Source organism: Halopiger thermotolerans (assembly GCF_054654555.1).
This window is the reverse complement of sequence record NZ_BAAIEU010000004.1, coordinates 1,502,641-1,525,494: the sequence shown is the minus strand read 5'-3', so window position 1 is coordinate 1,525,494 and position 22,854 is coordinate 1,502,641. Positions and strand designations below refer to the sequence as shown.

The following is a 22,854-nucleotide window of genomic DNA, read 5'->3' as shown; positions in this document are numbered from 1 at the left end:
CCTACGCCGCGTCTTCGATCGTTGCCTTCACGTCCTCCCAGACCTCGTCGGGGCTCTGCTCGCCGTCGACGCGCTCGAGCAGGCCCTCCTCTTCGTAGTGTTCGATGACGGGTTCGGTGTTCTCCCGGTAGACGCGCAGCCGTTCCTTGACCGTCTCCTCGGTGTCGTCCTCGCGCTGGACGAGCCGTTCCTCGACCTCGGGGTCCTCCGGCGGGTTGTAGTCGACGTGGTAGATCTCGTCGGTCTCGGGGTCGAGTCGACGCCCGGTCAGCCGGTGGACGAGCTCCTCCTCGCTGACGTCGAGGTAGAGCACGAGATCGAGGTCCGTCATGCCCTCGAGTTCCTCGGCCTGCTCCATGTTACGCGGGTAGCCGTCCAGCACGAAGCCGTCGGCCTGCGAGAGGGCCTCGTCGACGATGGCGTTGACGACCTCGTCGGGGACGAGTTCGCCCTGATCCATGTACTCGCCGGGCGTGTCGTACTCCGTGTCCATGTCGGAGATGTCCATCTCCTTGTTGTTGCGAAGCGCGTCGCCGGTGGTGATGTGATCGATGTCGAACTCCTCGGTGATCTTCGCACACTGAGTCCCCTTTCCCGCTCCGGGGGCGCCCATAATCACGAGTTGTGGCTGTGCCATATGCCACCGTTCACGACCACCACATAAAGGCTTAAAGAAACGAGCACATCCGTACTGGTATGACGCGATTCGACGCAGCCGATCCGGCCGAGCGCCGAAAACTGTACGTCGACGCCATCACCGCACACCGCGAGCGCGGAAGCGGCTTTCTCACGCTCGAGGTCGATCCGAGCGTCCTCGAGTCCGAGTCCGCGGCCGGCGGCGAAGGCGACGAACCGGGCGTCGCCAACGCCGAGGAAGGCGACGAATCGAGTTCCGGGCTCGACCCCGAACTCGGCGTCCCCTGGATCCAGTTCGGCGACGGGACGATCAACCTCGATTGCACGGACGACGAACTGGACGCGCTCAAGGACCTGCTGAGCGAGTTTCCGGCGTTCAAGGTGGACGAGTTGACGCGTCCGGAGGAGGTCGAAGGTGTGAACGTCCGCGTGAGCGCGAAAGCGGACCAGAACAGGATCGCCCAGTTCATCGACGCGACGTTCCAGCGCGTCTACGGGCTGCCGGAGGAATTTCGCGTGTGGGTCGTCGAAGTGTAGCGGGCCGCCGATCTCCTTCCGTCGAGGGACGACAGGCTGCAGGTATGTTGTCGTGTGGCGCGCGCGAGGTCAACTGCCCCGTATGAATCGGTGCGAACTATCTAACTACGTATGGTTCTCTCGAGCCGAACCGAACCTGTTCGACTGAGGAGTGTAGCCGAGCCGTGAATTCATTGCTACGTCGATATCCGATCGGCGAATAAGCGACAGAAAGAAGGGGACGCAATCCAACGAATGGGAGAGGAGTGAACGACGGGCACGGAAATCGTCGGTCAGATTCGCCGGTAACGTGCCGGTGAGCCGCCGCGCGTCGGGCAGTTTCCAAATAGATAAGTGCCCCCGGCAACCATCGTCCGACATATAACCGGTCTTCAATAGAGGTGAACACAATCTTCAGCGCAATACTCCCCCCGATGCAGCTCATTCCGGAGCAGGCAACGCGCGTCGACGTGTTCGAGGGGATCTTTCTGGTCTTCCTCGGACTCGGGACGCTCGTGGGCATCGTCGTGGTCTCGTACATCCTGTACAACGCGTACAAGTACCGAGACACCGGCGAGGTCGGCGACGACGAGAACCTGCCGAGCGTCGGGGAACTACCGACAGGCGGAAAGGGCGGCAAGAAACTATTCCTCTCGTTCGGCCTGAGTGCCATCATCGTCATCTCGCTGGTCGTCTGGACCTACGGGATGTTGCTGTACGTCGAGGACGGGCCGGACCAACCGGAGGAAGCAATCGAGATCGAAGTCGAAGGCTACGCGTTCGGCTGGGACTTCTACTACGACAACGGTATCGAAACCGGTAGCTTCGGCGAAGGGCTCGTCGTCCCGGCCGATCAGCCGATCTGGATCGAAACGACGTCACGCGACGTCTGGCACACGTTCGGCATACCCGAGTTACGGGTGAAATCCGACGCCATTCCCGGCGAGGTCGACGAAACCTGGTTCATGGCGGACAACCCCGGCAACCACACCGCCAAGTGTTACGAACTGTGCGGTCCCGGACACTCGCGGATGACCGCTCCCGTGACCGTCCTCGAGCCGTCGGCATACGAGGAGTGGAAGAACGAGCAGCTGACCGCGACGATCACCCTCGAGGACGCCAACGAGACACCGGTCACCGAGGGCTTCGAAGTCACGCTCGAGCACCAGAACAACAGCGAGTACGACGCGGACCTCAGCCACACGTTCACCCCCGACTCCGAGGAGTTCGACAACGGGACGATCACCGTCACCCTCGAGCGGGGCGGTCAGTACGATCTGACGATCTCGCCGACCGACGGGCAGTTCGAACCGGTCGAGGAGACGATCGACGTCTCCGGACCGGTCGAGGAGACGTACACGCTCGAGAGTCCGAACGCGAGCGACGGTAGCGGCAACGGCGGCGACGGCAGCGGCGGCAACGAGTCGGCCGACGGCGGCGGATCGGGTAGCGACGCCAACAACGCAACCGATGACCAGACAGGTACTAACGAAACGAGCGACGGAGGTGACGGCGAATGAGTGAGCTTCCACCGAAAACTACGCTCAAGCGGTGGCTAGTCACGACCAACCACAAGGACGTCGGGATGATGTACATCGCGACGTCGCTGTTCTTCCTGCTGTTCGGCGGGGTCATGGCGCTGCTGTTCCGCGCCCATCTCTGGGCGCCCGGCGGAACCGGGCTCCTCAGCGGGCTCCAGTTCAATCAGGCCGTGACGACCCACGGGTTCCTGATGGTGTTCTGGTTCCTCTCGCCGTTCGCGACCGGGTTCGCGAACTACTTCGTCCCGCTGCAGATCGGGGCGAAGGACCTCGCGTTCCCGCGGCTGAACGCGATGAGTTACTGGTTCTACCTGTTCTCGGGGGTTCTCCTCAGCCTCTCTTATTTCCTGGGACAGGCGTTCGCCGGCGGCTGGACGCTGTACGCGCCGCTGAACGTCCCGACGTACACGACGGCGATGGAGGCCGCGACCGGCGGTAACGCGACGATCCTCGCGCTGGTCCTGTTCACGATCTCGATCACGATGGGGACCGTGAACTTCCTCGTGACGATCCACCGCTCGCGCGCGGAGGGGCTCGGCCTCTGGAACATGCCGATGTTCACCTGGTCGTGGCTGCTGACCGTCTGGATGATGCTGTTCGCCTTCGCGGCGCTGCTGGCCGCGCTCCTGCTGCTGGCCGTCGACCGAACCTTCCTGACGCAGTACTTCGCGACCGACCAGGGCTCGAGCCTCCTGTGGGGGCACCTGTTCTGGTTCTTCGGTCACCCCGAGGTGTACATCGTCTTCTTCCCCGCGCTGGGGGTCATGTTCGAGACGTTCCAGACGTTCACGGGTCGACGGCTCGTCGGCCGCAAGTGGGTCGTCATCGCGATGGTCCTCGTGGCCGTCCAGTCGTTCCTCGTCTGGATGCACCACATGTTCCTGTCGACCATCAACCTCGAGATCAAGACGCTGATGATGGCGACGACGATCGGGATCTCGCTGCCGTTCGACCTGATGGTCTTCTCGCTGATCTACACGATGGTCAAGGGACGGGTCCGGTTCACGACGCCGTTCCTGTTCTCGATGGGCGCGCTCGTCCTCTTTATCCTCGGCGGGATTACCGGGGTCTTCCTCGGAGCGGTCGTGCTCGACTACGAGTTCCGCGGCACCTACTGGGTCGTCGCCCACTTCCACTACGTGATGGTCTCGGGCGTCACGGCCCTCATCGGCGGGCTCTACTACTGGTGGCCCAAGATGACCGGGAAGATGTACTCCGAGACGCTCGGAAAGCTCAACTTCGCGGTCTACTTCATCGGCTTTAACCTGCTGTACTTCCCGCTGTTCCTCGCCTGGGAGACGCCTCGCCGCGTCTTCAACTACCCCGACGGGTTCCAGATCTACCACCAGATCGCGACCGTCGGCGCGTTCGTCCTCGGGGCCTCCTTCCTGATCATGTTCTACACGCTCGGGAAGAGCTGGCTCTCGGGGCCCGACGCGCCCGACAACCCCTGGAAGTTCTCCCGCACGGCCGAGTGGGCGATCCCCTCGCCCCCGCCGGCGGAGAACTGGCCCGGCCGGCCGTCGTACGCCAGCGGCCGCCTCGAGTTCCTCGATGACTCGGCCGCGGCGACCGACGGCGGCGTCGCTCACGGGCAAAGCGCCGCCGCGCAGTCGACGGCGACGCACGACGAGGAACACGTCGACCACGCCAGCATCTGGCCGTTCGGCATCGGGCTCGGGACGTTCACGTTCTTCCTCGGACTCTCCGGACTCACGCCGTACGTGGTCCAGTTCGCGGAAGGCGTCGGCGAACACGCGCCCGAGGGCCTGGCCGGAACGAGCGCCCAGCCGACCGTCGTCTACCCGGCGCTGATAGCCCTCGGACTGGGGATCATGGGCGTCTCGCTGTTCAAGCTCGGCGTCGAAGACTTCAACGCGCCCGAGATGGCGATCGCCGAACGCTGGCCGTTCGGCGGCGTCGACGACATGAAGATGGGCATCTGGGTGTTCCTCGCCTCCGACGTGGTCGTCTTCGGCGGCGCGATCGGCGCGTTCGTCTTCATGCGTCTGCACATGGGCTGGGGTAACTGGCACCTCGACTCGATCACCATGGCGGGGCTGATCAACACCTACGTGCTCCTGACCTCGAGCTTTACCGTCATCCTGGCGCTTGCATACGCCGAGCGCCGCGACAAAACCAAGATGCTCGCCTCGATGGTCGCGACGGTGTTGCTGGCGCTGGTGTTCATGGGGATCAAGGCCTACGAGTACAACGCGAAGTTCACCGCGGGCCACTACTGGTGGTCCGGCATCGAGTACTCGATCTACTTCGTGACCACCGGGCTGCACGCCCTGCACGTGATCCTCGGCGTGATCATCGCGCTGTTCATGATCTACCGGATCGTCAGCGTCGACGCCTACCTCGAGGATCACCGGCCGGTCGAGCACTTCGGGCTCTACTGGCACTTCGTCGACATCGTGTGGGTGTTCCTGTTCCCGCTGTTCTACCTCTTCTGAGGCCGACCCGCCTCGAGGCGGGCCGGTTCGAATTCCGATTCGCGATTGCGAACTCGTTTTTCCCGCGCCGACGGTCGGTCAGTACTCGGATCGGTCGACGCGGAGTCCTCGGTCACTGATCGTCGGCCGCTGATCGTCGGTCGCTGATCGTCGGTCGCTGATCGTCGGCGAACGCCGCATACGCGTTCACGGCGCCGCGAGCCCGTTGCGGACGCTCGAGACGGGAAACGATTTCCGGGGGATCGGTACCCATCGCCCATCTCGGCGAGCGAAGCGTCGCGACGAGTCGGCACCCGTCGAGAGACGCTCTCGACGGTCGTCGCCGACGAGTCCGACTCGGATTCGACGAACGCACTGCGGAGAGAGAATAGCAGTCCGCCTCATCCGCACGTGACGTGAACCGAAACCCGGACGCGACCGACGACTACCGCTCGCGTCGCCAGCCACCGGGCCCGGACGGCGCCGCGGCGGCGTAGATCGCGAGAGCCGCCGCCAGTCCGATCGTTGCGACCCGAACCCCCCATCCGACGCCGGACGCGTCGCCGGTCGCACTATCGGCGTCTGCGCCGCCCTCAGCCGACCGATCGGAGTTTGCGTTCGAGCCGGACTCCATCGACGACTCGGCGTCGCCGGTACGGGCGACGAGCGCGTCCGCAGCGGCGTCGGCGTCGACGATCCCGGCACCGTACCGCGTTTTCGCGGCTGACTCGCCCTCGTCGACCGGGTACCGAGCCGTCTCGGTCAGCGCGCTCGAGAGGTCGGCCGGCGTCGCGTCGGGATCGATCGACCGCAAGAGGGCAGCGGTGCCGGCGACGTGGGGGGCGGCCATCGACGTCCCAGGCATGCGCGCGTAGCCGCCGTCCGGCATGGCGCTCGCGATGTCGACTCCGGGGGCGACGACGTCGGGCACGGCGTACGCGGCCGGCCAGTCGGACGGGGCCGCCGCCCAGTCGGTCCGGTTGAGTCGCTCGCCGCCTGAGAACGATGCGACCGCCCCCTCGGCGTCCACGGCGCCGACGGCGACCGTCTCGTAGACGTTCCCCGGGGATCCCGAGGTTCCCGGACCTTCGTTCCCGACCGCGCCGACGACGATCACGCCGCTCAGGTTCGCGTTCCGAATCGGCTCGATGAACTGCGGGTACGTCCCCGTCGTCCCGAGGCTCATGGTTATGACGTCCGCGTCTTCCGCGAGCGCCCACTCCATGCCCGCGAGGATCTGGGCGAACGTCCCGCTCGTCTCGTTCATGACGAGCCCGTGCATGAGGTCGGCGTCGGGCGCGACGCCGATCCCCGTTCCGGTCGCGTCGCCGCCGGCCACGGTGCCGCTGACGTGGGTCCCGTGAACGCCGGTATCGTGGGGCGTCGAGTTCGCCACCCGCTGGCCGGTGTCGTCGAACTCCGCCCAGCCGCCGGGATAGGTCGGATCCGTCGGGTCCTCGGTGTACAACTCGAGATCGGGATGGGAGGGTTCGATCCCGGTATCGAGGACGGCGACGCGAACGCCCGCACCGCGCGTTCCGTAGGCGTTCCAGACCGCGGGAACGTCGATCGCGGCGATCGCGGGCGTCACGGCCGACCTGCGAGCACCCGTCGCTCCGGCGGCGCTGTTCGCCGCGCTCGCGGTCGGCGTTCCGTTCAGCGCGGTCGGCGCCGCGGGCGGGTCCGGAGCGGGAACCTCGAAGTTCCCGTGAACCGCTTCGACGGTCTCAAACCGCTCGAAGGTCTCGAGGTCGACCCGCCGGAGGTTTACCTCCAGCAACACGGCGTTGGTCACCCAGAACTCCTCGGCGACGGTGATCCCCGGCGTATCGGACGCGTACTCGAGGACCGGTTCTTGGGTCTCCTCGGCGTGTTCCTCGAGGCGCTCGACGTCGACGTCGGCCTCGGTATCGGGGTCCGCAGCGACGGCTGCGTCAGTCGTCGGCGGGTCCTCGAGTCTGACGATCACCTCGACGGTGGTTCCGTTCGCCGGCAGGTCGTCGTCGATCCGAATCTCGTCGTCCGTCGACGGCTCGGCGTCGGCCGCCGTCACTGCCGCCGCACCCGCTGCGATCGGCCCCGCAGAGAGGAGCAGCAGACAGACGACGATCGGAACCAGCCGCGACCGTCCCGGACACGCGCGACGCGAAGTCACAGTAGTCTCCACCAGACAGGCACGCAATAAAGAAGTTCGCAGTATCGAACCGGTTTCGGTCGGGCCGGCCGTCGCCGAGGAGTACCGGGCCCGCGGCACGTTCGCTCGACGCCGGAACGACGATATGAGGAAGGTATAAGTGGTCGTCAGCCTCAATGCACACTAATGGCTGACATCCGAACGTACACCCTCATCTACGTCGCGCTGGTGGCACTGGCGACAGGGAAGTTCGTGTTCTTCCACTTCGACTTCTTCACGTACGGAATGGCGATGGCCGGCACGATGGTCCTCATCGTTACGAAGTCCCTGCTGATCGCCGGCTACTACCAGCACCTCGTCGAGGAACCGCGCGCGATCACCTACATGATGGGAACCGCCGTGTTCATGGTGTTCCTGCTGACCATCGCGGCCGGGTACTCCATCCAGTAATCGCGATTCGCGGTCGATTCCGGATTCCGGCCCGACTCCGCGAACCCCGGACGACCGCTGCCCCCGATTTCGAACAGTCATCGCGTCGGCCACCGTTTTCGATTCGACCCGTCTCTCGAGTATCTGCTGCCGTGACCGCAGTCCCGAGCATCGGCGGGGACGGTATACAGCGAAGAAGGCCACCGATGGGGAGTTGTTCTCCGAGGCGATTCACCTGATCGCGTCGTTCACGACGAACGTAGTCTCGTCGACGAGGGACCGACGGGGACGCGCGTCCGTTTCCAGCGTCTTGAGATGGCGGCCAGGAGTTCGATCATCGCCATATCGCCGAGCGGTCCGCCAAGGCGATGTCGTCGTTGATATCGCGCACGCGCTTGTAGGCGTTCGATCCGGAACATCGTCGAGCGTTCCGTGAGGAAGCCAGCGACCGCCTCGTGCTCGGCACCGGCAGCCGTTCAGTAGTGCTTGCGAAACGGGGAGAACAGGGTGAACGATCCCGCGCGGTCGACGTTCGAGGCGTCGGCGCGTCGACCCGGAGCGGGTTCGCCGCGGTGATACCCTACTCTTGACGGTGCTCGCCCGTATCGGGCTCCCGACGGCCTCGTTCGAGTGCCACTCAGATCGCCCGTTCAGTGAGTGGCGCTCTCGAGGACGAGGGTATCGTCTTCGAGGTAGTGTTCGAAGTGGTGGCCGTCCTCCTCGAGGTGGACGAGGATCTCGCGCAGCATTTCGCCGGTCGCAGGGTCGCCGAGGTTCTCGGCGAGTTCGATGCTGTCGCGCATCGACTCGATGATGTCACCGTACATCTCGAGGTCGTTCTCGAACATGGTGCGGACGTCGTAGACGTCCTCGCCCTCGAACTCGACAGTAGCACGTTCCTCGAGGTTCGACGGGCCCGAAACGGGGACGCCGCCCAGCGCCTGGGCGCGCTCCGCGATCTCGTCGGCCCCCTCCTCGACGTGCTCGTACGCCTCCTCGAGGAACTCGTGGAGCGGCAGGAACTCGGCGCCTTCGACGACCCAGTGGTGCTTCTTGAGCTGGTGGTACAGCACGTAGGAATTCGCCAGTTCCGTGTTCAGCGCCTCGACGATCTGCTCGGATTTGTCCTGATCGAGCCGGAGCTGATTTTCCTCGACGGTGCCGGCCTGTTGACGTACTGTTTCTTGGGAACTCATCGCATGGTCGTACGCTCTCGACCGCCTTATAACCTTCAGAAGTCATACACTTTTTGGATAGCCTAAACTAGTTTAACTAAACCTGTAATTCGATTCTACTTCTAAAAACGGATGTGGCAGTATTCCACTAGACGGGACGAAAGTACCGATCGAATTCGCGCTACTGGAACCGCAGAAACTCGCTGACCGTCGCTGCGACCACTTTCCGTCGCGAGGTCGGTCAGACCGAACAGACGTGTCTCGTCCGTCGAAAAATAACGGAGAACGGCCGGATGGTCGTTACTCCTTGCCGAACATCTGGCGCATCATCGGGTGCATCTCCATCATCTGCTCTTCCGCGATCTCCTCGTAGAGCTTGTAGGTGATGGAGACGGCCAGCAGCAGGCCCGTGCCGCTGACCGAGCCGATGGTGCCGAGCATGTTCGCCCAGACGGCCAGCAGACCGACCAAGGCGCCGCCGATGACGGTCACTTGCGGAATGTACCGCTCCATGACCTTCTCGATGACGCCGACGTTCTGCCGGAAGCCGGGGATCTGCATCCCGGAGTTTTGAATCTGCTTGGCGGTGGCCTCCGGACCCATGTTCGTCGTCTCGACCCAGAAGACGGCGAAGACCGCGCCGCCGACGATCATGAAGGTGAGGTCGACGGAGATGCGGATCAGCACCTGCCACGCTTCCTGGGTGACAGCGCCGGTCCACCACATCCAATCTCGGGGCGAGTAGATCGGGGCGAGGTAGTAGAAGAACCCGCCGACCGCTTGCCCGTCGGTGTACTGGCCGAGCCAGGCGGGCATCCCGGCCCACTGGCTGTTCAGGATCTGGCCCAGCATCTGGATGTTGGCCTGCAGCGCGCGGACGAGGATCATCGGCAGGACGCTCGCGTAGATGAGCTTCACCGGGAAGCGACCGCGAGCTCCCTTCACGCGGGCGTGACTGAGCGGGATCTCGACACGCACGGACTCCGCATAGACGACGATTCCGAAGATCAGCAGCGTCGTCAACAGCGGGATGATCATCCCGCCGTCATTCATCAGCAGCGTCGAGAGGCCCTCGGCCGAGACGACGGAGCCGACTTCCATCTCGCCCGTGAGGATCATGTACCAGTTGTAGAAGAACCCGCCCTGTGCGGGCTGGATCAACCCGGCCACGAGTCGCTGGCTCACGCCGGCGATAATGAACAGGCCGATCCCGCTCCCGACGCCCCACTTGCTGACGACCTCGTCCATGTAGAGGAGGAGGATACCGCCAGCGAAGATCTGGGCGAACATCAGCAGCTGGACCTGCGTCTGACCGAACTGGAGGCCGCCGATCGACAGCGACGGCTGGGCTGGCAGGAAGCCGCTGGCGAACACCATCGGGAGCCCAGTGAGTGTCACCATCACGACGACGAGCAACTTCTGGAGGCCCTGATAGAGGACCTGATCCCGCGGATCGTCGGTGTCGAGGCCGAGCAGGTTCGCACCGCCGAGCAACTGCAAGACGATGCTCGCCGTGACGATCGGTCCAATACCGACCTGCAGTACCGACCCCTGCGAGCCCGCGAGAATCGCGCGGAACTGACTGAAGAGGTCGTTACCCTCGCCCTGCAGACCGAGCAGCGTGACGTTCGTCAGGAAGAAGTACAACACGAGAATGCCGGCCGTCCACGCCAGCTTCCGCTTGAAGGGGACGTGCCCCTCCGGACGCTGGACGGCGGGCATCCGCGTTAGGACCGGTTCAGCGGCTTCCTTCCATCCCATCGTTAGTCCTCGCTCTGTTCGGTTTCGTCGGCGTCGGCCTCGGATTCAGCGTCTGCTTCGTCCCGTTCCTGCGCTCGATCCGAGAGCACTGCCTCGCCGCCGGCGTCCGCGAGCTTCTCCTCGGCCGCGTCCGAGAAGGCGTCGGCCGTGACCTCGAGGGCGTTGCGGACCTGCCCGGAGCCAAGGACCTTCACGGTGTCGACCTCGTGGCCGTCCTCGACGACGTCGCGGGCGTCGATCGCGTAGCCGTCGTCGGTCTCCTCGGCGACGCCCTCGGCCGCGTAGAGGATCGCATCCTCGTCGAGCTTCTGGACGTCGATTTCGGCGACCTCCTCGCGGATGTCCTGGGGGCGCTTGAAGCCGTGCTTGCCCTTCGGTTCGTAGTTGTGGAACTCGTGCTTGCTGCGCCCGGCGCGGCCGCGGCCGCCGCGGTGGCCCGCACCGCGTCGGTTCTTGTGAGAGCCGCCGCCGTGCGTTCGTGAACCGCGTTGGCGTCGTTTTTTACTCGTCATGGTTATCGCATCGATTCTAACAGGTCGTTGATTTCGTCCGTTGTATGCTTTCCGAGTTGGCCGCCCTCGGCGGTCGGCTTCTTGATGCCGTCGTGACCCCCGCGGGGCGGGTGCAGACGAAGCGTCGGGGACAGCCCCTGCTCGCGCAGCGTCGTCTCCTCGGCCAGCAGCGCCTCGGCCAGCGCCTCGAAGTCGCCGTACTCGGTGTTCTCGTCGAGCCACTCGGCGTCGACGTCGGACTGGTCGCCCTCGAGGGGCTCGGCGCGCTTCGCGAGCACGGTCGCGAGCACCTCGGCGCTCGGTTCGCCGTGGGCGACGTAGTCGTTGACCTTGTCGACCATCCCCGTGTAGGTGTCCGTCTCGGGGACGAGCGCGCAGTGGTTGACGCTGTGGATGTTCAGCATCTCCAGGGTGTCCTGGACGTCCTGCTGGCGGTTCACCTCGCCGCGAACCTGGACGACTGCCTTCATTACTCAGTCACCTCGGCTTCGTCTCGGTCTCGGTTCGCACCCGAACGGCGCTGCGGGTGACGCGACTGGGACGCGTTCTCCAGCGCGTTGAACGTCGCCTTCGCCAGGTTGACCGTGGTTCGGGTGTTGCCGTGGCTCTTGGTCCAGGCGTTCTCGATGCCGGCCAGCTCGAGCACCGCGTGGACGGTGTCGCTGGCGGCAAGTCCCAGCCCTTCGGGGGCGGGGATGACCTCGACCTCGACGGAGCCGGCCTTCCCCTTCGTGCGTCGGGTCAGGGAGTGGGGCCGGTCCGAGCGGTCCTCCCACGACCCGGAGCCGCGGGGGACCTTGATCATGTTCAGCTTCGCGATGCCGATCGCCTTCTGGATGGCGGACCCGACCTGATCGTCTCGGCCTTCCGCGTAGCCGACGTAGCCGTCGCGGTTCCCGACGGCGACGACGCAGCGGAACTTGACGCGTCGTCCGGAGTCGGTCATTCGCTGGACCATGTTGATGTCCAGCACTTCGTCGTCCAGTCCGGGGAGGAGCTGGTCGACGATCTCGGGCTCCTTCAGCGGGAGGCCCGAGTTGAGGGCGTCCTCCATCGTGTCGATTTCGCCCTCCTGGACCATCCGGCCGAGACGGGTGACGGGTTCCCAGCCGTCGTCGTTGTAGTCGTTTGCGCTCATTCTAGGATCGCCTCTCGTACCTCGTCGAAGTGTTCAGGAAGTTCCGTCGCGTCGAACTCGCCGCTGTACAGCGGCTCGTCGAGCTGTTCGGCGTACTCGGCGATGTGCTCGCCGCGCGTGCGCGACCAGTCCGCGAGGACCTCGTCGTTGTGCGGAATCTCGAGGCCCGCGTCGATCGCGCCTTCCTGGACCGCGAACACCTTGTTGCCGGGCGTCGCGGTGTTGAGGCCGATGTCGAGGACCGCTTCCTCGAGGCCGGCCTCGACGGCGCGCTGGCCGGCCAGCAGGCCGGTCAGGTACGCCGCGGAAATGTTGCTCGTGGGTGCTTCCCAACCGTACTCCTCTAGGTCGCTCGAGTGTGCGCTCGCGAGCGTCTCGTCTCCCTGAGGTCCGGGAGTGATCAGCTGCGCCGTGGTGTGCTTGTTGCTCTTTCGAGCGACGAGTCGGGGCTTACCCGACTTCAGCAGGCGCAACCTCTGGTGGTAGTCCGTCCGGACCTCACGGCGACGCCGCATCGGCACTTTGTATCGTGGTCCTGTCGCCATTATTGGTCACCGTAGTTGTCGTCGATGTAGTTCAACAGGTACCGGACGCTGCGGAACTCGCCACCGCCAGCCTTCTTGTAGAGCTCGCGGTACTGCGTGGGCGTCAGTTCGCCCTTGTCGCGGAGTTCGCGCAGTTTCCGGCGCTGTGCGCGGATCTTGCTTTCCCACTCTTCCTTCTCGTTCTGGCGTGCGCCCTTCTTGCCGCGGCGCTTGCCCGGGCCCTTCTGGTGGCCGTAGGAGCGCTTTTCGTTGCGCTCGCGGGCGCGGCCGCGGGAGTTGCCCTTGGCGTCTTCGGCCTGAATGTGGCCCTCGTCGACGAGTTCGCGGATCTCGTCGCGCGTGATGGCCTCGGCGATGTCGGCCTGGGCGTCGGGGTCGAGCCAGACGCGGTTCTCGCCGACGTCCAGAACGTCGGCGGCCAGTCGCTTCTGTGCGGAGAGATCAGTCATTGGCTTCCACCTCGACTTCTTCGTAGGTCGGGTTCAGGACGCGGATGCCCTCGTCCTCGGCCACTTCCTCGATCCGCTCGCGCTTGCGCGCGCCGACCGAGGAGGCGATGCGAACGGCTTCGCGGTCGCCGTCGACGCCCTCGAGGTCGTCGACGTTCTCGACGTAGACCTCCTCGAAGCCGCTCGGGTGCTTTCCGCGAACGGCTTCGGGCGTGCGGAAGCCGGCCTGGACCTTCGGGCCCTTGCCCTTGATGCCCTTGCGCTGCTTCGAGAGCCCGCCGCGGGGGCGGCGCCACGATTCGGGCGTCCGCTTTTTCATGTGGTAGTCCTGGCGCTTGAACTGCGGCTTGCCCTCGCTCTTGCGGCGCTCGAGGAGTCGCTCCTCCTCCTCGGAGAGCTCGGGGGTCTTCTCGGTCAGGCCGCGGGCGCGAAGCTCCGTCTCGACGTCTTCTTCGAGCTCTTCTTCCGCTTCTTCGGCGCCTTCGTCTTCGATCTCGGCCTCCGTTTCTTCGGTGACCTCGAGGTCGCCGACGTCGGCCTTGATGCGAGCCGCGAGCGCGTTACCGATGCCCTCGGCTTCGGCCAGTTCGTCCTGGTCGGCTTCCTTGACGTCCTCGATGGACTCGAAGCCGGCCTCGCGAAGCGCGTCGGCCTTGCTCTCGCCGACGCCGCTGATGTCCTCGAGTTCCTGTGGTTCGTCGTCTTCGGCTGCCATCTATCAGGCACCTCCTTTGGCGGGTTTGTTGGTGATGTAGACCCCGTCCTGGAAGACGCGGGTGTCCTTGCCGCTGACGCGAGTCAGCTGCTCGATGTCGGCCGCCGTCTGCCCGACGTCCTCCTTGTCGGGACCCGAGAGGACGAGCTGCTCGTCGTCGACGGTAACCTCAGTATCACCGTGGATAGTCGTACGTCGCGGTGCCTTTTCGCCGAGGAAGTTCTCGATGACGACGTCGTCGCCCTCCACGCGGACCTGCATCGGGAAGTGGGAGTAGAAGACCTCCATCTCGTACTCCCAGCCCTCGGTCACGCCGTGGAACGCGTTCTCGATGTGGCTCTCGAAAGTGCCGACGGTCGCGTTCGTCTTCGCGTCCTCGGACTCGCTTTCGATCACCACGCTGTCGTCTTCCACGTCGACGCTCACGTCGGGGTACCAGAGGCGGCGGGTGACGCTGCCTTCCGGTCCGTCGACGGTCACGTCGAGGTGGTCGATCTCGACGGTTACGTTGTCAGGGATTTCCAGTTCGACTCGCATGGTTAGTAGACGTATGCGATCACCTGGCCCCCAATGCCCTGCTCGCGAGCCTCGTAGTGGCTCATGATGCCGCTGCTCGTCGTGACGACGAGCGCGCCGAAGTCTCGAGCGGGGAGGAATCGCTTCTCCCACTTCTCGAACTCGTCGGCGCCGGCGCTGTAGCGGGGCTTGACGGGGCCGCACTCGTTGATCGCTCCTTTCAGTTCGACCTCGAACCGACCGGCTTTGCCGTCGTCGACGTACTCGAAGCCGTCGATGTACCCGCGGTCGTAGAAGACCTCGAGCACGCTGCCGATCTCGTTCGAGGCGGGCGTTACCTCGTGGGTCAGATGCCCCACGCTTTCGGCGTTGTCGATGCCCGAAAGCGCGTTGCTGAGTGGATCGTTCCCGGTCATGTTATCGATACTTCTTGAAGCCCATGTCGCGAGCGATCTCGCGGAAGCACTGCCGACAGAGGTTGATGTCGTACTTCCCGACGAGCCCTTGCTTGCGACCGCAGCGCTGGCACTCCTCGATCTGGCCGGTGCGCTTGGCCGCGTGCTCGCCCGTTCGGGGAGCGTCGGCCTCGGTCTGGGCGTCGGTTTCGGCTTCGGCCTCGGTTTCGGTTTCGCTTTCACTCATCTGCGGATCCCTCCACGGTGACGTCGAAGGTCGACTCGAGGAACGCGACGGCGTCCTCGGGGTTCAGTCGGTGTTTCGAGGGGATCGACCGCGTCGCCTTGTCGCGCTTGGAGACGCGGTAGCCCGGACGCACCAGGTTGACGGTGACGTCCAGCCCGTAGATCCCGACGTTCGGATCGTACTCCTGGCTCGGGAAGTCGGTGTGTTCCTCGACCCCGAAGCTGAAGTTGCCCGTGTCGTCGAACTGGTTCGCCGAGAGGTCGGCCAGCGGGAGGGCTTTCTCGAGGAACTCGTGGGCGTCGTCGCCGCGAAGGGTGACCTTCGTGCCGATCGGGTCGCCCTGGCGAATGCCGAAGTCGGGTTCGGTCTTCTTCGCCTGAGTCCGGACGCTTTCCTGCCCGGTGATCTCCTCGATGATGTCCTCGGCCTTGCCGAGTTCGCGACCGCCCTGACCGACGCCCATGTGGACGACGACCTTCTCGACGCGCGGTTCGCGCATCTCGTGGAAGTCGGCCTCAGTGTCGGCTTCGCTCATTCGTCATCACCCGTGAAGTTCTCGTCGATCACGACGACGTACTCCTCGATGGTCTCGAACCCGCCGTCCTCGGTGTCGACGGTGACGGTGTTCGAGCCGCTGCCGGGCGTCACGTCGATCGTCTCGACTTCGCCGATCTTGCCGCCGTGGTTGCCTCGGATGGCGGTGACCAGCGCGCCTTCCTCGTAGGGGAAGTGCGCGACGATCGACTTGTCGTCGTTGTCGATGACGATCGAGTCGCTGGTGCTGTACTCGGCGCCGTCCTCAACGAGGACGTTCGTCCCGTCGTGCAGCGTCAGCTGCGTATCGCCGCCGGGCACCTGCTGCTTGTTGTCGATCTTGCCGAGACGGCTCTGTGCGGCCTCGGCGTCGATCTCGGTCAGCGCGAGCCGACCGCCCTCGTCGGGGAAGACGCGGTAGTACTCCTCGCGGCCGGGGAACGCGATGATGTCGAAGATGCCGATCGGACGCTGCTCGTCGTTGATCGGCTGCCCGTTGACGAGGATCGCGTCCTCGCTCAGGGCATATCGCGCTTCCTTCGTCGAGTCGACGTAGCCGAGCACGTCCCGTAGCAGGACGACGAGCGGCACGCCCTCCTCACCGTGGGGGCCGGCGCCGGCCTTCACGGTGAAGGTCTCGGTCTTGCGCTCGACCGGCCAGGTCTTCGGGACCGAAAGTCGTTTCTGGTGTTTCGTCATTCGTTATCACCTTCCGCTTCGGAATCGCCCTCGAGGCGCGCCTCGCGGCGCTCGTCCTCGAGGTCGAGCTCCGTGATCCGGACGTTCGACGGGTCCAGCGGCCGGGGCACTTCCTCGCCGTCGGCCGTCTCGACCGTCACGTCCTCGACGTGAATGACGCCGTCCTCGAGGATCGCTTTGAGGACCTCGCCTTCTTCGCCGGCGTGGTCCCCGCGCATGACCTCGACCGTGTCGCCCGCGTTGACGCGGGTGCGACGGGTGTCGTACTCCTCGCGGAGGTCGTCGGACAGCGTCGCGTGGAGCTGCTTCTGCCGCTTGTGCAGCGGCGCCCGCTCCGTCTGCGTTCGCTGTTTGTGTGGTTGCTTTGTCATGGTTCTATACGATCATCGTCGCGGTGGAGGCGATCGCGCCGAACCGTTCGGCGACTTCGCGAGCGATCGGGCCCTTGATCTCCGTCCCGCGGGGCTCCTCGTTCTCGTCGATGATGACCGCCGCGTTGTCCTCGAACTTGACGCGCGTCCCATCCGGCCGGCGGATCGACTTCCGCTGGCGGACGATGACGGCCTCGAGGACCTGGCGGCGCATCTCGGGAGTCCCCTTGGTCACGGAGACCGTGACCTTGTCACCGAGCCCCGCCTTCGGCTGGCGGTTCTTGGTGCCGTGGTAGCCCGAGACGCTGATGACTTTCAGCTCGCGCGCGCCGGTGTTGTCGGCGCACGTGACCAGCGAGCCCTTCTTGAGCCCCTGGGTGACATCGGCTTTCATCGCCTCCATCACTGATCACCCTCATCTTCGGCTTCGCCTGCGGCGAGGTCTTCGGCCGACAGCTCCGGCTCAGGCTCGGCCTGGCTCGTGAGCTCGGCGATGTCCTCCGCAGTCGCTTCTTCGGTTACTTCGACGACCACGTGCGATTTGGTCTTCGACAGTGGTCGGGTCTCTGCGATCTTGACCGTGTCACCGACCGAGAGCGGCTCGAGCACGCCCGGCACGTGGGCCGGGATGCGCGAGCGACGCTTCATGTACCGGTCGTACTTCGGTACAGCCACGTCGTACTCTCGCTCGACGACCACGGTCTTCTCCATGTCCGTCGACACGACGGTCCCCTCGAGGACTTGGCCTCGAACGGAGAGCTCGCCGTAGAACGGACACTTCTCGTAGTCGTATTCCTCCGGGTTTTCTGGTTCCGGAGGGGTTTCAACGTCTAGTCCAATTGCCATGGTGAATCACCATTCGTTTCCGTGCGTCGGGCGGGTCGTGAGAGCAAGCGCGATCCATCGACCGTAACGTAGGCCGCGCCCTCGCCAGCGCTTTCTGTCCCGTCCGAATCGGCGGACGAGGCAGGTTGAGTGTCGGCCAGTTTGGACGCGGTCCCCGACCCCTTGGCGGAGTCGGCGGCGTCATCTGTGATCGCGAACTCGAACGTCGAGCCCGATTTCGGCACCGTGACGACCCGAGACTCGCCGTCGTCGCGAATCTCGATCGAGAGCGTCTTCGTCGTCTCGATCACGACACGACCGGCGATCCCGACCCGCGAGTCGTCGGTGCTCTCGACGACGCGGACCGGCAGGCCGTTGAGTTCGTGTCGCGGCAGGGTCTCGGGTGTCAGTGCCATAGTAGTGTGTTATTCCGCTTCTTCGTCCTCGAGGTCGCCTTCCTCGCGCTGGACCGTCTTGATCCGCGCGATGGTGCGACGCAGCTCGCCGATGCGGCCCGGGTTCTCCGGGGCGCCACCGGCGGCGAGGACGGACTTCGCGTTCAGCAGTTCGGTCTCGAGCTCCTCGAGTTCCTCCTGCCGTTCAGCAGGGGTCATGTCGCGGATCTCTTCGACGTGCAGGATCGCCATCAGGCGTCACCTCCCTCGTCTTCGTCGTCTTCGGATTCCATCTCCTCGACGAGTTCTTCGGCTTCGGCTTCGACGTCCTCCTCGAGTTCGTCGAGTTCTTCCTCGACGTCCGCGTCGCCTTCGGGGACTTCGACCTCGTCGAACTCCTCGTCGGCGTCGGCGTCGACTTCCTCCTCGATGACTTCCTCGACGACCTCTTCGTCGACGTCGGCCTCGTCGGAGGGTGCCTCGGGTTCGGCCGCCTCGGTTTCGGCGGCCTCGGCACTAGCTTCCTCGGACTCGGGTTCGCCCTCGAGGAGTTCCTCGACGCCTTCGGCCTCGTTGGCCTCGACGGCCTCGGGGACGAGTTCCTCGGGGTCGACGTCCTCGCTGACCTCGAAGTCGTCGGGCAGTTCGGCGCCCGGCGGGATGATCTTGACCGTGACGCCGATCGTCCCGAGCTTCATGACGGCCGTCGCCTGGCCCTCGTCGACGATCTCCTCGGCGGGTTCGCCGTTGTGCTTGATGTAGCCGCGGTTGAACTTTTCGACGCGCGAACGGGCGCCCGTGACCTTCCCGGAGAGGACGATCTCGGCGCCGAGCGCGCCGGCTTCCATGATCCGGTCGATCGTCGTGTGACCGGCCTTGCGGAAGTACCAGCCGCGCTCGAGGGCGTTGGCCAGCCGGTCGGCCACGATGCGCGCGTTGAGGTCGGGTTCGTCGACCTCCTGCACGTCGACCTGGGGATCCTCGAGGTCGAACTTCTCCTCGAGGGCCGTCGTGACCTTCCGGATGTTCTCGCCGCCCTTGCCGATGACCATCCCGGGCTTTTCGGCCTTGAGGACGATCTGGGTGCCCATCGGCGTCTTGGCGACCTCCATGCCACCGTAGCCCGCGCGGCCGAGTTCTTCCTGGAAGAACTCGTCGATCTGGGACCGCTGCAGGCCGTTCTCGATGAATTGTTGTTCGTCAGCCATTAGTTATCACCCTCGTCGGAGTCGTCCTCGTCGGTGTCGGGTTCCGCGACGACGATCTCGACGTCGACCTGCGGCGTGTTCCACGAGGACGCACGCCCCATCGCGCGGGGCTTGCGTCCGACCGATTCGCCAACCTTGTGGGCGGCGACGTGGACGATCTCCATCGACTCGCCGTCGAAGCCCTGGTGGTCGGCGTTGGCCTCGACGTTCTCGAGGAGGTCGAGGAACTCGCCGGAGACCTTCTCGGGGTACTTGCCGGCGTCCCAGCCCTCGATGTCGGAGCGGTGGCCGGCACCGGCGTTGTGCGACTTGAACGGCACCGACTGCTTCTGGTCGATGACGTCCTGCAGGTACTCCTGCGCGTCGCCGACGGTTCGGCCCTTGATCTCGCGGGCGACCTCCTTGCTGTGCTTGTGGCTCATGTGACGCTCCCGGAGCATCGCTTTCGCGGTCTCGTCCGGGTCCGCGTCGACTGAGTAGTTGATTCCCATGCGTAGATCACTTCAGTGGGACGAACTTCGACGAGCGAGTCGCGCCGATCCCCGCCTGTCCGTGTTCGACGGACTGGCGGGTCAGCTGGAACTCCCCGAGGTAGTGTCCGATCATCTCGGGTTCGATGCGGACGCGCTCGAAGGACTGACCGTTGTAGACCTCGAAGGTCAGTCCGACGAACTCCGGCAGCACCGGCATGTCGCGCAGGTGCGTCCGGATCGGCGCGTTCGCCGTCTCTTCCTCGTCTTTCTCGCGGGCCTCCTCGAGAAGCTTCCGCTTCTCGACGGAGAGACCGCGCTGGATACTTCGCCGCTGGCGTGCGGGCAGCAGTTCCGCGACTTCCTCGAGCTCCATGTCCTGCAGCTCGTCGAGCGTGTGACCGCGGTAGGTGAACTCCTCACCTTCGCGGCCGGTTCGGTACTCCTGGCTCATTTGTTCCCACCTCGGCCGGTACGGCGCGAGGAAATGTCACCGACCTTCCGTCCCGGCGGGGCGTCCCGCGAGACGGACTTCGGTTTCCCGGGGTGCTGTCGGCCGCCGCCACCGAACGGGTGGTCGACGGCGTTCATCGCGACACCGCGGACGCGGGGCCACTTGGTCCCGCGCGCTTTCATCTTGTGGTACTTGTTCCCTGCCTTGACCATCGGCTTCTCCGTGCGGCCGCCACCGGCGACGACGCCGATGGTGGCGCGACACTGCGGATCGAGGCGCTTGACCTCGCCGCTGGGGAGCTGGATGACCGCGGCGTTGCGGTCGTGGGTGATCAGGTCCGCGTTGACGCCGGAGGCGCGGGCGAACTTACCGCCGTCGCCCGGGTTCGCCTCGACGTTACAGACCGGCACCCCTTCGGGGATCTCCGCGAGCGGGAGCGTGTTGCCCGGCTTGATCTCCGCGGAGACGCCGACCTGAATCTCCTCGCCGACGGCGACGCCTTCGGGTGCGAGGACGAGGCGCTGTTCGCCGTCCTCGAACTCGATGGCGGCGACGGGCGCCGATCGCGCGGGGTCGTGTTCGATGTCCACGACCGTCCCGCGGACGACGTCGTCGTCCTCGGCCTTCTTGTGATCGAGCTTTGCCTTGTATCGGTGCGACGGGGCGCGGAACGTGGAGGTACCGCGACCGCGTCGCTGTCCGAGAATGCGTCGTCCCATCGTCAGAACACCCCGATTCGCGAGGCGACTTCTTGGGCGTCGTCGTCCTCGGACAGGCGAACTGTCGCTTTCTTCTTCCCTTTCATCGTTACCTGGGTGTTGATGTTGTCGACGGAGACGTCGAAGCGCTCCTCGACTTCGTCCCGAATCTCGGGCTTGGTGGCGTCGGGGTTGACGACGAACTGGAGCTTGTTCTCGAAGTCCATGTCGTTCATCGCCTTCTCCGTGACGAGCGGGTGTTCGATGATCGAACTCATCGCTCGGCCACCTCCTCGAGAGCGCTTTCGGTCCAGACGGTCAGTCGACCCGGCTGCGCGCCGGGCGCGAGATCCTCCGCGTTGACCTCCGCAGCGGTCGTCACGTCGGCACCGGCGAGGTTCCGGGCCGCACGGGACGGACCGGACTCGCTGGAGGTGACGAACAGGATCGACTTGGGCGTCTTGTACTTGCGTCCGCGGGTCTTCCCGCGACCCGAGCGGATGCTGCGACCCTCGTCGGCGCGTTCGATGTCATCCGCGAGGCCGGCGGCCTCGAGGAAGGAGACGACCTCCTTCGTCTTCACGAGGTCCTCGAACTCGTCGTCGACGACGACCGGAATCTCGGCGTCGTCGTCGAACTCGTGGCCGCGCTCGGCGACGAGTTCTTCGTCGGTCGTCGCGGCGATCGCGCTGCGGACGGCCAGCTTCTTCTCCTTCGTGTTGATCGATTCGGTCCAGTCCTTCTCGGCCTTCGGCGGGTGGGCCTTGCGTCCCTTGACGGTCTGGGGAACGCGGCGACCGCGTCCGTCCTGTCGCGGGACGTGGGCCATCCCTCGGCCGCTGCCGAACGACTCGGCCGGCGTGCGGAGGCCGGCGAACTCGTCGGCACCGTAGTCCTGTTTCCGGTTTGCCTGGGCGGCCTGCACGGCGCGGGCGATCAGGTCCGGGCGGTAGTTGGTCTCGAAGACCGCCGGGAGCTCGACCGAGCCCGCGTCGGAGCCGTCCAGGTCGCGTACTGTTGCTTCCATATGTTATCCCTGGTTGGATGCGGTGGAGACGTAGCGCACCTCGGGATCGAGGCGCGGCTGGTCTCCGGGTCGGATCGCCGGGCGGAAGCGCACGAGGCGCTTCTCCGGCCCGGGGAGCGAGCCCTTGATCAGCGCGTGCGGTCCGTCGACTTCGCCGTAGTTGACGAAGCCGCCGTCGACCGTCGCGTCGGCCCCGTCGCCGATGTCGACGAGGCGCTTGTTCAGTTCCGTCCGCTGGTGGTAGCCGGTCTGGCCCTGTTGGGGGACCGTCGACCGGACGCGGGACGGGTTCCAGGGACCGAGGTTCCCGATGCGGCGGCGCCAGCCCTGCCGGGCGTGCTTGCCCTTGCGTTTCTGGACGCCCCAGCGCTTGACGGGGCCCTGGGTCCCTTTCCCTTTCGTGACGCCGCTTGCGTCGACGTACTCGCCGGCGCGGAACACGTCGTTCATGACGTGCTCGCCGCCGTCCTCGAGCAGCTCGAGGGCGAAGTCGACGCGCTCCTCGACGGAGCCGCCGCCGACGCGCGTTTCCATCACGTCGGGCTTCTTCTTGGGCACCGAGGGAACGTCGCTCGGCACCGTGTGCGTGATGACGCGAACGTCGTCGACGCGGCCTTCGTCGAGGTAGCCGCGGAGTTCGTCTTCGGCGGCGTCGGGGTCGTAGTCGTCACCGGGGAGGTCGAGGACGCGATCGAGTTCGGAGACGAACTCGTCGGTCCAGACCTCGGTGATCGGCTGTTTCCCGTACGCCGTATCTTCGTACGCTCGCAGGGCGACGGCGCGCATGGGCGGCGTCTCCACGATCGTCACGGGGACGGTCTGTTCCATCCCCTCGGTCGGCGAATTCGACTGGTCGTCGACCATGACGACGTGGGTCATGCCGGCCTTGTAGCCCGCGAAACCCTGGAGCGTCGGCTGTCCTTCGTCGTCCGGCCACGAGTTGAAGCGCGGCACCTCCGAGGAGGCGCGCTTCCGTGGACCGAACCCGAGTGAGCCTTTGCGTGGTGCGTTTGATTGTGGCATTCT

At 65.3% G+C, this 22,854-nt stretch carries 31 protein-coding genes; 4 read left to right on the top strand and 27 right to left on the bottom strand.

What is annotated here, in order from left to right; genetic code table 11:
• Nucleotide 1: 1 nt before the first annotated feature.
• Entirely contained in the window at nucleotides 2-637 is a 636-nt protein-coding gene (locus tag ACYQ26_RS15360) for an adenylate kinase (protein WP_459809770.1), read from the bottom strand.
• Nucleotides 638-696: 59 nt separating this feature from the next.
• Here ACYQ26_RS15360 and ACYQ26_RS15355 point away from each other — a divergent pair, with 59 nt between their 5' ends.
• From ACYQ26_RS15355 to ACYQ26_RS15345, 3 genes are all read left to right on the top strand, one after another.
• Entirely contained in the window at nucleotides 697-1,173 is a 477-nt protein-coding gene (locus ACYQ26_RS15355; RefSeq protein ID WP_459809769.1) for a DUF7975 family protein, read from the top strand.
• Nucleotides 1,174-1,586: 413 nt separating this feature from the next.
• Entirely contained in the window at nucleotides 1,587-2,672 is a 1,086-nt protein-coding gene (coxB, locus tag ACYQ26_RS15350) for a cytochrome c oxidase subunit II (protein WP_459809768.1), read from the top strand.
• A complete protein-coding gene (locus tag ACYQ26_RS15345; RefSeq protein ID WP_459809767.1) occupies nucleotides 2,669-5,152 on the top strand; it encodes a cbb3-type cytochrome c oxidase subunit I in 2,484 nt (827 codons plus the stop codon). The genes coxB and ACYQ26_RS15345 overlap by 4 nt, the downstream gene beginning before the upstream one ends.
• Before the next feature lie 424 nt (nucleotides 5,153-5,576).
• Here the strand turns inward: ACYQ26_RS15345 and ACYQ26_RS15340 are convergent, their stop codons facing one another.
• Complete coding sequence (locus tag ACYQ26_RS15340; protein WP_459809766.1) at nucleotides 5,577-7,286, bottom strand: S8 family serine peptidase; 1,710 nt, start codon at nucleotides 7,284-7,286, stop codon at nucleotides 5,577-5,579.
• 165 nt (nucleotides 7,287-7,451) lie between these two features.
• Between ACYQ26_RS15340 and ACYQ26_RS15335 the strand changes: the two genes are divergently transcribed.
• Nucleotides 7,452-7,715: a cytochrome C oxidase subunit IV family protein gene (locus ACYQ26_RS15335; protein ID WP_459809765.1), complete on the top strand. Its 264-nt coding sequence runs from the start codon at nucleotides 7,452-7,454 to the stop codon at nucleotides 7,713-7,715.
• A 629-nt stretch (nucleotides 7,716-8,344) separates the two neighbouring features.
• On the opposite strand, the gene dpsA is transcribed toward ACYQ26_RS15335, so the two are convergent.
• From dpsA to ACYQ26_RS15210, 25 genes are all read right to left on the bottom strand, one after another.
• On the bottom strand, nucleotides 8,345-8,890 hold the full coding sequence (dpsA, locus tag ACYQ26_RS15330) for a DNA starvation/stationary phase protection protein DpsA (protein WP_459809764.1): 546 nt from the start codon (nucleotides 8,888-8,890) through the stop codon (nucleotides 8,345-8,347).
• 279 nt (nucleotides 8,891-9,169) lie between these two features.
• Nucleotides 9,170-10,630, bottom strand: coding sequence for a preprotein translocase subunit SecY (secY, locus tag ACYQ26_RS15325; RefSeq protein WP_459809763.1), 1,461 nt, complete (start codon nucleotides 10,628-10,630; stop codon nucleotides 9,170-9,172).
• A gap of 2 nt (nucleotides 10,631-10,632) precedes the next feature.
• Nucleotides 10,633-11,142, bottom strand: a complete 510-nt coding sequence (locus tag ACYQ26_RS15320; RefSeq protein ID WP_459809762.1) for an uL15m family ribosomal protein — start codon at nucleotides 11,140-11,142, stop codon at nucleotides 10,633-10,635.
• A 2-nt stretch (nucleotides 11,143-11,144) separates the two neighbouring features.
• Nucleotides 11,145-11,612: a 50S ribosomal protein L30 gene (locus ACYQ26_RS15315; RefSeq protein ID WP_459809761.1), complete on the bottom strand. Its 468-nt coding sequence runs from the start codon at nucleotides 11,610-11,612 to the stop codon at nucleotides 11,145-11,147.
• Nucleotides 11,612-12,280, bottom strand: a complete 669-nt coding sequence (locus ACYQ26_RS15310) for a 30S ribosomal protein S5 (protein ID WP_459809760.1) — start codon at nucleotides 12,278-12,280, stop codon at nucleotides 11,612-11,614. Before ACYQ26_RS15310 ends, ACYQ26_RS15315 begins: the two co-directional genes overlap by 1 nt.
• The gene (locus tag ACYQ26_RS15305; RefSeq protein ID WP_459809759.1) at nucleotides 12,277-12,825 is read right to left on the bottom strand and encodes a 50S ribosomal protein L18; all 549 of its coding nucleotides are present in this window, start codon (nucleotides 12,823-12,825) and stop codon (nucleotides 12,277-12,279) included. Before ACYQ26_RS15305 ends, ACYQ26_RS15310 begins: the two co-directional genes overlap by 4 nt.
• Nucleotides 12,825-13,274, bottom strand: coding sequence for a 50S ribosomal protein L19e (locus ACYQ26_RS15300; RefSeq protein WP_459809758.1), 450 nt, complete (start codon nucleotides 13,272-13,274; stop codon nucleotides 12,825-12,827). Before ACYQ26_RS15300 ends, ACYQ26_RS15305 begins: the two co-directional genes overlap by 1 nt.
• Nucleotides 13,267-13,989, bottom strand: a complete 723-nt coding sequence (locus ACYQ26_RS15295; protein ID WP_459809757.1) for a 50S ribosomal protein L32e — start codon at nucleotides 13,987-13,989, stop codon at nucleotides 13,267-13,269. Before ACYQ26_RS15295 ends, ACYQ26_RS15300 begins: the two co-directional genes overlap by 8 nt.
• Before the next feature lie 3 nt (nucleotides 13,990-13,992).
• Nucleotides 13,993-14,526: a 50S ribosomal protein L6 gene (locus ACYQ26_RS15290; RefSeq protein WP_459809756.1), complete on the bottom strand. Its 534-nt coding sequence runs from the start codon at nucleotides 14,524-14,526 to the stop codon at nucleotides 13,993-13,995.
• 2 nt (nucleotides 14,527-14,528) lie between these two features.
• The gene (locus tag ACYQ26_RS15285) at nucleotides 14,529-14,921 is read right to left on the bottom strand and encodes a 30S ribosomal protein S8 (RefSeq protein WP_120244046.1); all 393 of its coding nucleotides are present in this window, start codon (nucleotides 14,919-14,921) and stop codon (nucleotides 14,529-14,531) included.
• A gap of 1 nt (nucleotide 14,922) precedes the next feature.
• Nucleotides 14,923-15,147: a 30S ribosomal protein S14 gene (locus ACYQ26_RS15280; RefSeq protein ID WP_459809755.1), complete on the bottom strand. Its 225-nt coding sequence runs from the start codon at nucleotides 15,145-15,147 to the stop codon at nucleotides 14,923-14,925.
• Nucleotides 15,140-15,682, bottom strand: a complete 543-nt coding sequence (locus tag ACYQ26_RS15275; RefSeq protein WP_459809754.1) for a 50S ribosomal protein L5 — start codon at nucleotides 15,680-15,682, stop codon at nucleotides 15,140-15,142. Before ACYQ26_RS15275 ends, ACYQ26_RS15280 begins: the two co-directional genes overlap by 8 nt.
• Nucleotides 15,679-16,380: a 30S ribosomal protein S4e gene (locus ACYQ26_RS15270; protein ID WP_459809753.1), complete on the bottom strand. Its 702-nt coding sequence runs from the start codon at nucleotides 16,378-16,380 to the stop codon at nucleotides 15,679-15,681. Before ACYQ26_RS15270 ends, ACYQ26_RS15275 begins: the two co-directional genes overlap by 4 nt.
• The gene (rplX, locus tag ACYQ26_RS15265; protein WP_459809752.1) at nucleotides 16,377-16,751 is read right to left on the bottom strand and encodes a 50S ribosomal protein L24; all 375 of its coding nucleotides are present in this window, start codon (nucleotides 16,749-16,751) and stop codon (nucleotides 16,377-16,379) included. The genes ACYQ26_RS15270 and rplX overlap by 4 nt, the downstream gene beginning before the upstream one ends.
• Before the next feature lie 4 nt (nucleotides 16,752-16,755).
• Nucleotides 16,756-17,154 carry a 50S ribosomal protein L14 gene (locus tag ACYQ26_RS15260; protein WP_459809751.1) on the bottom strand — a complete coding sequence of 133 codons (399 nt, stop codon included), beginning with the start codon at nucleotides 17,152-17,154 and terminating at the stop codon, nucleotides 16,756-16,758.
• Nucleotides 17,154-17,597, bottom strand: a complete 444-nt coding sequence (locus tag ACYQ26_RS15255; protein ID WP_459809750.1) for a 30S ribosomal protein S17 — start codon at nucleotides 17,595-17,597, stop codon at nucleotides 17,154-17,156. The genes ACYQ26_RS15260 and ACYQ26_RS15255 overlap by 1 nt, the downstream gene beginning before the upstream one ends.
• Nucleotides 17,582-17,992, bottom strand: a complete 411-nt coding sequence (locus tag ACYQ26_RS15250) for a ribonuclease P protein component 1 (RefSeq protein ID WP_459809749.1) — start codon at nucleotides 17,990-17,992, stop codon at nucleotides 17,582-17,584. The genes ACYQ26_RS15255 and ACYQ26_RS15250 overlap by 16 nt, the downstream gene beginning before the upstream one ends.
• 9 nt (nucleotides 17,993-18,001) lie before the next feature.
• Complete coding sequence (gene rpmC, locus ACYQ26_RS15245; protein ID WP_459809748.1) at nucleotides 18,002-18,223, bottom strand: 50S ribosomal protein L29; 222 nt, start codon at nucleotides 18,221-18,223, stop codon at nucleotides 18,002-18,004.
• Nucleotides 18,223-19,179 carry a 30S ribosomal protein S3 gene (locus ACYQ26_RS15240; RefSeq protein WP_459809747.1) on the bottom strand — a complete coding sequence of 319 codons (957 nt, stop codon included), beginning with the start codon at nucleotides 19,177-19,179 and terminating at the stop codon, nucleotides 18,223-18,225. Before ACYQ26_RS15240 ends, rpmC begins: the two co-directional genes overlap by 1 nt.
• Nucleotides 19,179-19,670, bottom strand: coding sequence for a 50S ribosomal protein L22 (locus ACYQ26_RS15235; protein ID WP_459809746.1), 492 nt, complete (start codon nucleotides 19,668-19,670; stop codon nucleotides 19,179-19,181). The genes ACYQ26_RS15240 and ACYQ26_RS15235 overlap by 1 nt, the downstream gene beginning before the upstream one ends.
• A 7-nt stretch (nucleotides 19,671-19,677) precedes the next feature.
• The gene (locus ACYQ26_RS15230) at nucleotides 19,678-20,103 is read right to left on the bottom strand and encodes a 30S ribosomal protein S19 (protein ID WP_459809745.1); all 426 of its coding nucleotides are present in this window, start codon (nucleotides 20,101-20,103) and stop codon (nucleotides 19,678-19,680) included.
• Entirely contained in the window at nucleotides 20,100-20,822 is a 723-nt protein-coding gene (locus ACYQ26_RS15225; protein WP_459809744.1) for a 50S ribosomal protein L2, read from the bottom strand. Before ACYQ26_RS15225 ends, ACYQ26_RS15230 begins: the two co-directional genes overlap by 4 nt.
• A 2-nt stretch (nucleotides 20,823-20,824) precedes the next feature.
• Nucleotides 20,825-21,079, bottom strand: coding sequence for a 50S ribosomal protein L23 (locus ACYQ26_RS15220; protein ID WP_120244036.1), 255 nt, complete (start codon nucleotides 21,077-21,079; stop codon nucleotides 20,825-20,827).
• A complete protein-coding gene (gene rpl4p / locus ACYQ26_RS15215; protein WP_459809743.1) occupies nucleotides 21,076-21,828 on the bottom strand; it encodes a 50S ribosomal protein L4 in 753 nt (250 codons plus the stop codon). Before rpl4p ends, ACYQ26_RS15220 begins: the two co-directional genes overlap by 4 nt.
• Before the next feature lie 3 nt (nucleotides 21,829-21,831).
• A complete protein-coding gene (locus ACYQ26_RS15210; protein ID WP_459809742.1) occupies nucleotides 21,832-22,851 on the bottom strand; it encodes a 50S ribosomal protein L3 in 1,020 nt (339 codons plus the stop codon).
• Nucleotides 22,852-22,854 lie beyond the last annotated feature (3 nt).